Consider the following 6,704-nt stretch of genomic DNA (forward strand, 5'->3'; position numbering starts at 1 on the left):
TCACCTCCTGTATCTTCTGAATGCACTGACCAGAAGCTGCTGCGGCAGTTCTTCATCCAGCAATTCCGGAATCTCATCTGCAGTCAGATAATTCTGTCCACGCTGACGAACCACCAACTGTCTTGCCGCATCAATCAGCTTTCCAGGTTTCACATCTCTTGGACAACGCTCCACACACGCAAAACAGGAAAGACATTTCCACAGAGATTCAGACTGTACCAATGCTTCAATATTTTCATTCTGCACATAGGACACAAACTGATGCGGTTTGATATCCATCTCGTCAAATGCCGGGCAGGATGCTGAACATTTTCCGCATTTCATACACTTCAGCGGATTCACACCACTGATTTCCTTGATCTTTTCAGCCTGTGAGCTCACTGTATTCATGCGTTGTCCACCTCCTCTTTCACACCTAATGCCTCTGCCAGAAGCTCAGTAAAATAATAAACAGGAAGATTGCCCACTGTATTCTTTTTCAAATTGTACATACACAGCGGACAGGCGGTGATCAGCATATCTGCACCGAAACCATCTGCACTTTCCACAATCTTATTGCACATATTCTTTGCCATCTCTTTTTCTTTCAGTGAGATATAGCCACCACAGCACTCGTTCCGATAAGGATAGATGACCGGCTCCGCTCCAATAGCCCGAATAAAATCTTCCATAATCTTCGGATTTTCCGGGTTATCAAACTCCAATATTTTTCCTGGCCGGAGCAGAAGACATCCATAATAGGCACCTACTTTCTTTCCGGTCAGCGGATGGGTCACTTTTTCTTTGATTCCATCAAATCCGACCCTGTCACGAAGTACCTCAAGATAATGCAGCACATTCGTTTCTCCCAAATAGGGCTCCTCCAGCTTCAGATAGTTGTTCGCTCTGGTGCAAATATCTTCCACATGTTTCATATCATCATTGACTCTTTTTAAGACATGATGACAGGCGGAACAGACAGTGATCAACTCCTGTCCTTTTTCTTTGGCTGACTGAAGTGCCCGGATAGATGCCAGTTTAGTGGCGATCTCATCACTTCCCAGCGGATATACTCCGCCGCAGCACTGCCAGTCCTCGATCTCTTCCAGCTCAAATCCAAGTGCCTTTGCAGAGGCCCTCGCATAAGCGTCAAGATCTCTGGCTTTATTCTTTAATGTACAGCCAGGATAATAACTGTATTTCATAGCCTGATGATCCTTTCTATTTCCTTAAAACTTTTTACAGGTCAATCTGTGCAATTACTGCTTTCAGTGCATCTGCACTGGCTTTCAGTTTTTCTGTTTCCCCTTTGTTCATTCTCATAGGAAGCTTACCACTGATACCTTCCGGACCAACCAGAGTCAATGTACTTAAGCAGACATCCTCTATGCCATATTCTCCGTGCATCATAGAAGATACTGTTACAACAGATTCAGAAGAAGCCATTAATGTTTTGCACAGCTGACATACCGATCTCGATACAGCGTAAAAAGTTGCACCTTTTTTTGCAATTACTACTCCACCGGATTTACGGACATATTCAATCATTGCATCTTTATTAATCGGTTTTACGTCTTTTCCCATCCGCTGTGCTGCTTCCACATATTCATCTACATGTACACCGGATACATAAGCTCCTGTCCACGGAATGAAAGAAGTATCTCCATGCTCTCCAAACACATATGCATGAATATTTTTTTGTGCTACCTGAAGCTGCTCTGATAATCCACAGCGAAGTCTTGCTGTATCCAGAATCGTACCAGAACCGATGATCTGACGCTCAGGCAAACCGGAAATCTTCGTGAATACATAAGTCATGATATCTACCGGGTTGCTCACAATCACATACAGTGCATTCGGCGCCTCTTTTACGATCTGCGGTGTAATGCTCTTCAGAATGTTCACATTGGTCTGGGCCAGATCAATACGGGTCTGACCCGGTTTTCTCGCAATTCCAGAAGTAATAATTACGATATCAGAATCTTTTGCATCTGGGTAATCACCCGCTATGATAGATATGGACTCTCTGAAACAGGTGCCCTGTTCAATATCCATCACTTCCCCTTCTGCTTTGTCTTTGTTAATATCAATCATTACAATTTCTGACGCAAGTTCCTCCTGCGATAAAGAGTATGCAATGGTAGAACCAACACTTCCTGCTCCAATGATAGTAATTTTTCTGCTCATGTAGTCTCCTTTCACTTCGGAAAACATTTTTGTTTGTTATTCTTTTAACAAGCATGCTCAAAAAAAAGTTCGCCGCGTCCGGCTCACTTTATTTAAAATATCATAATGTGAAATTTTTATCAATAAGTTTTTTCATTTCTCTATATTCCTATTTGTTATGTTCTGTACAAAAAATCCCATTTGAATTGAAATTCAGATGGGATTAACTTCTCTTTATCGATTTTCTATCTGCCAGTCAATAGGCGTAAGTCCATTTGCTTTTAAGAATTCATTTGCTTTGCTGAAGTGCTTACATCCGAAAAATCCACGGTAAGCAGATAATGGGCTTGGATGTGGTGCCTCCAGAATCAGATGTTTCGGGTTATTGAGCATAGATTTTTTCATCTGTGCCGGTCGTCCCCAAAGCATGAAAACCATAGGTCTGTCCTGATCATTCAACACCCGGATTGCGGCATCCGTAAATTCTTCCCATCCGATTCCTCTGTGGGAATTTGCCTGATGAGCACGCACAGTCAGTACAGTATTCAGCAACATCACGCCTTCTCTTGCCCATTTTTCCAGATAGCCATTATTGGGAATATAGCATCCACAGTCATCTTGTAATTCCTTGTAAATATTAACCAGCGAAGGCGGAATCTCCACATCCGGCTTTACAGAAAAGCAAAGTCCATGGGCCTGTCCATTTCCATGATATGGATCCTGCCCAAGAATCACAACCTTCACATCTTTCAATGGTGTAAACGCAAATGCATTGAAAATATCATCTGCGGGCGGAAAGATTTGATGAGTGCTATACTCCTCCTTCACAGTCTTATATAGTTTCGCATAGTATGGCTTTTTAAATTCCGGGCTCAGCGGTTCCAGCCAGTCATTAGATATGGCAGACATATTTTTCCTCCAGATTCTTGTAACTATTTTATAAACGTACCGGAAGTCCAGCATCCTGTAAATATTCTTTCACCTGACGGATTTCCAGTTCTTTATAGTGGAACAGAGATGCGGCCAGCGCTGCATCTGCCTTTCCATCGGTCAAAGCTTCCTTAAAATGCTCCAACGTACCTGCTCCGCCCGATGCAATCACCGGCACCGGCACATTTTCTGCAATGGTTCGAGTTAATTCAATATCGTATCCTGCTTTCGTTCCATCACAGTCCATACTGGTCAACAGAATCTCTCCGGCTCCCAGTTCACAGACTTTCATGGCCCACTCTACAGCGTCGATTTCAACATCCACTCTGCCGCCATTTTTGTATATATTCCATCCGCTTCCGTCTTCTCTTCTCTTGGCATCAATCGCCACAACAACACACTGACTTCCAAATTTATCTGCAGCTTCACTGATTAATTCCGGTCTTGCAATCGCTGCGGAATTAACAGAAATCTTATCTGCTCCCTCTCTTAACAGTGCCCGAAAATCCTCAACAGTGCGGATACCGCCGCCTACCGTAAAAGGAATAAATACATTTTCAGCTACTCGGCGAACCATATCTACTACCGTATTTCTATGATCAGAAGAAGCCGTAATATCCAGAAAAACCACTTCATCTGCTCCGGCTTTATCATAAGCCGCCGCAACTGCCACTGGATCTCCGGCATCTCTCAAATTAACGAAATTCACGCCCTTTACTACACGTCCGTTATTTACATCCAGACAGGGAATAATTCTCTTTGTTAACATGGGGCATTCCTCCTATGAAAGCTCTGCGAAATTTTTCAGTATCTGAAGTCCAAGATCACCACTCTTTTCCGGATGGAACTGACAAGCAAATACATTGTCCTTTTCCACGGATGCATGAATATTAACACTATACTCCGTTGTTGCCTTTACGGTCTCCTCTTCTCCGGCTTTCAGATAGTAAGAATGTACAAAATAAACATACGGATTTTGTTCAATTCCACGAAACAGTCTGCCGTCATTCTGTAAATGAAGGGAATTCCAACCCATATGCGGGATTTTTAAATCTTTCTGCTCTGGGATTTTTAAAATCTTTCCTTTCAGAATACCGAGTCCCTCCACGCCAGGAGTCTCTTCACTGGACTCATACAGAAGCTGCAGTCCCAGACAGATTCCAAGAAATGGCTTTTTTTCCGCTACCACGTCCTTGATAACCTCTACCAGATTATACTCCCGAAGATGTGCCATGGCATCGCCAAAAGATCCAACTCCGGGCAGAATCACCTTATCTGCATTCATAATCCGCTCCCGGTCTCTGGTAATCCATACTTCCTGTCCGAGTTTTGCCATTGCCTTTTCCACACTTCGGATATTTCCCGCGTCGTAGTCAATAATCGCAATCATCGTGTGTCCTCCTCATCTGTCATTTTATTTTACAAATAATGCTACTGGATCTTCTTTTACTGTCTCTCCGCGATCTGCAATCTCCGCAGAAAGCTGTGGAAATTTTTCACTGACACGGATATAACGTGCTTTCTTGTTAAAATAGACCGTCTTTTCAAACGGAAATCGAATCAGGTTCGGATGTGCAAAACCGACTCCCAGTTCCAGTACACACAGTTTCTGATTTAATGTAAAAGAAAGCCAATGCAGATACTGATCCCAGCTTTCCTGGTTATCCGGTTCTTCCACTGGTGCTGTGATTTGGTCTTTCTGAAGTCCTGCTTTCTCCAAGCCTTCCCGGTCTTTCAGGGTTACAATAAAATAGTCTTTATTTTTCAAAAGTTCTGCCAGCTCTTTATAAAAACCGCTCAGTTCTCCTGTCAGTTCCTCGCCAAGTCCAACCAATACCAGACTGGCATCTTTTATTTCTTCTTTAATCTTTTCGTATGTCACGATCCCATTTGTCTCCTGTAAATACATTTATTTTTAAGTATAACACGTACAGACTTGCTTGACCACTTGATTTTACGCAAAAAAAGAGTCCCGGGAACTATGTTCTCGAAACTCTTTACACTCTTACAATTTAATTAAGCAGATCTGAACGGATATAACCTGTTGCAGAGTTTCCGTTATAGGTAAAAGAAATCTTACTCCATTTCTTTCCATCTGCACCTGTATTTTCCGATACAACGCTTACCTGCGTTCCGGACGGAAGTTTTGCCGCAATGCCAGAAGTTGTTGTTGCCGCTGTTCTGACATTTGCCACACCTGGACGCACCTTCATAGTCTTTCCAGAATTCTGTGCGTTATTATTTGATGTCTGTGAAGTTGAAGTCTGGTCAGAGGAAGTCTTACTCTTGGACAATGTATCTGAATGAACATATCCGTGAACTCTTTCACCGTTCATTTCAAAAGAGATCTTCGTCCACTGTTTTCCGTCATCGCCTTTTTTCTCTTTTTTGTACTTAACTTTGTCTCCCTGCAAAAGATTGCCGACTATATTGGCAGAATCTGAAGCTGTATTCCGTACTCTGACAGCGGACACGCTGATATAACGATATTCGTCATCAGATGTATTTGTATTACTGTTTCCAGCTGCTGAACTGTCTTTCGTCAAATACTGGGCACTTACATATCCCTGATATTTCGTTTCATTGATAGTAAAAGAAATCTTGATCCAGTTTTTTCCATCATCACCCTTTTTCTCCTTGATGTAAGTTCCCTTATCTCCCTGCAGAAGATTTGCAACTACGGTTTCAGAAGTAGATGGCTGTCTGCGCACGCGAACTGCACTGGCAGTCACATAAAGCGTATCTCCATCTTTATAGGAAGCGGAAGAAGCACTGTTATTCGCTGTATTATCTGTCACTGTTCCTGCCGGCTGTTCCTTCGTCAAAAGATCAGAACGAATATACCCCTGTACTTTTTCTCCTTTAAAAATGCAGGAAACTTTAATCCACTCTTTCCCATCATCACCAGTCTTTGATTTCTTCGGTGATACTTCACTTCCTTTGGTCAGACCTGCCACCACTTCTCCATTGAGGGATGCACGGTCTCTCACCCGTACGGAAGATCCTTTTACATATAATTTATCTGCATCTGCCAGATTGGATGTACTGCTGCTGGAAGATGAACTTGCCGTATCTCCAGATGCAGTTACCAGATCTGCACGAACATAACCTTTCTTACTCACCCCTTTGGAAGTGCAGCTGATCTCATACCATTTCATTCCATCCGTACCTTTGGTGTCTGACTGGATCGTTACTTTATCTCCCTTTGACAGTTTACATACGATTGATGAAGAGGTGGAAGCCTTTTCTCTCACATTTAGCGCACGATTCTTCACTGTCCCTGTTCCAGCAGCCGCACTCTGAAATACCGGCAATATCAACAGCATGCAGCAAAGTCCCAGCACCGCAAATCCTCTCATTATTTTTTTTCCCATAACGTTTCCCTCCGTTAGCTTTCTATCAGTACTCTAAGGATAGAACATATCTTCGATTCGGGCAAGCATTTTTCGAAAAATTAAGAAATATTCAGAAATACAAAAGCAAAAAAAAAAATCATCACTTTCGTGATGATCTCTTACGTTTGTGCCTTCAAAACTGCATACAGTCAATACTTTTTTCTTTCCAAAACCTTTACCCTAAACCTCTTGGTTAAGCCCTCGACCTATTAGTAACAGTCAGCTTCACGCATT

8 protein-coding genes are annotated in these 6,704 nt (G+C 42.6%); all 8 read right to left on the bottom strand.

All coding sequences use genetic code 11. The features are described from left to right. Positions 1-390, bottom strand: a complete 390-nt coding sequence (locus tag LKD36_RS14290; protein ID WP_308460009.1) for a 4Fe-4S dicluster domain-containing protein — start codon at positions 388-390, stop codon at positions 1-3. Continuing rightward, the gene (locus LKD36_RS14295; protein ID WP_308460010.1) at positions 387-1,184 is read right to left on the bottom strand and encodes a CoB--CoM heterodisulfide reductase iron-sulfur subunit B family protein; all 798 of its coding nucleotides are present in this window, start codon (positions 1,182-1,184) and stop codon (positions 387-389) included. Before LKD36_RS14295 ends, LKD36_RS14290 begins: the two co-directional genes overlap by 4 nt. 34 nt (positions 1,185-1,218) lie before the next feature. Continuing rightward, positions 1,219-2,166, bottom strand: coding sequence for an L-lactate dehydrogenase (locus LKD36_RS14300; RefSeq protein WP_308460011.1), 948 nt, complete (start codon positions 2,164-2,166; stop codon positions 1,219-1,221). 213 nt (positions 2,167-2,379) lie between these two features. Continuing rightward, positions 2,380-3,054, bottom strand: coding sequence for a uracil-DNA glycosylase (ung, locus tag LKD36_RS14305; protein ID WP_308460012.1), 675 nt, complete (start codon positions 3,052-3,054; stop codon positions 2,380-2,382). Between the two features lie 28 nt (positions 3,055-3,082). Next, entirely contained in the window at positions 3,083-3,844 is a 762-nt protein-coding gene (hisF, locus tag LKD36_RS14310) for an imidazole glycerol phosphate synthase subunit HisF (RefSeq protein WP_308460013.1), read from the bottom strand. 12 nt (positions 3,845-3,856) lie between these two features. Continuing rightward, a complete protein-coding gene (gene hisH, locus LKD36_RS14315) occupies positions 3,857-4,465 on the bottom strand; it encodes an imidazole glycerol phosphate synthase subunit HisH (RefSeq protein ID WP_308460014.1) in 609 nt (202 codons plus the stop codon). 24 nt (positions 4,466-4,489) lie between these two features. Next, positions 4,490-4,957, bottom strand: a complete 468-nt coding sequence (locus LKD36_RS14320) for a hypothetical protein (RefSeq protein ID WP_118771391.1) — start codon at positions 4,955-4,957, stop codon at positions 4,490-4,492. Positions 4,958-5,087: 130 nt separating this feature from the next. Beyond that, positions 5,088-6,449: an SH3 domain-containing protein gene (locus LKD36_RS14325; RefSeq protein WP_118771392.1), complete on the bottom strand. Its 1,362-nt coding sequence runs from the start codon at positions 6,447-6,449 to the stop codon at positions 5,088-5,090. Between the last annotated feature and the right edge of the window lie 255 nt (positions 6,450-6,704).

This window comes from Hominiventricola filiformis, from assembly GCF_020686965.1.
Classification (GTDB): domain Bacteria; phylum Bacillota; class Clostridia; order Lachnospirales; family Lachnospiraceae; genus Hominiventricola; species Hominiventricola filiformis.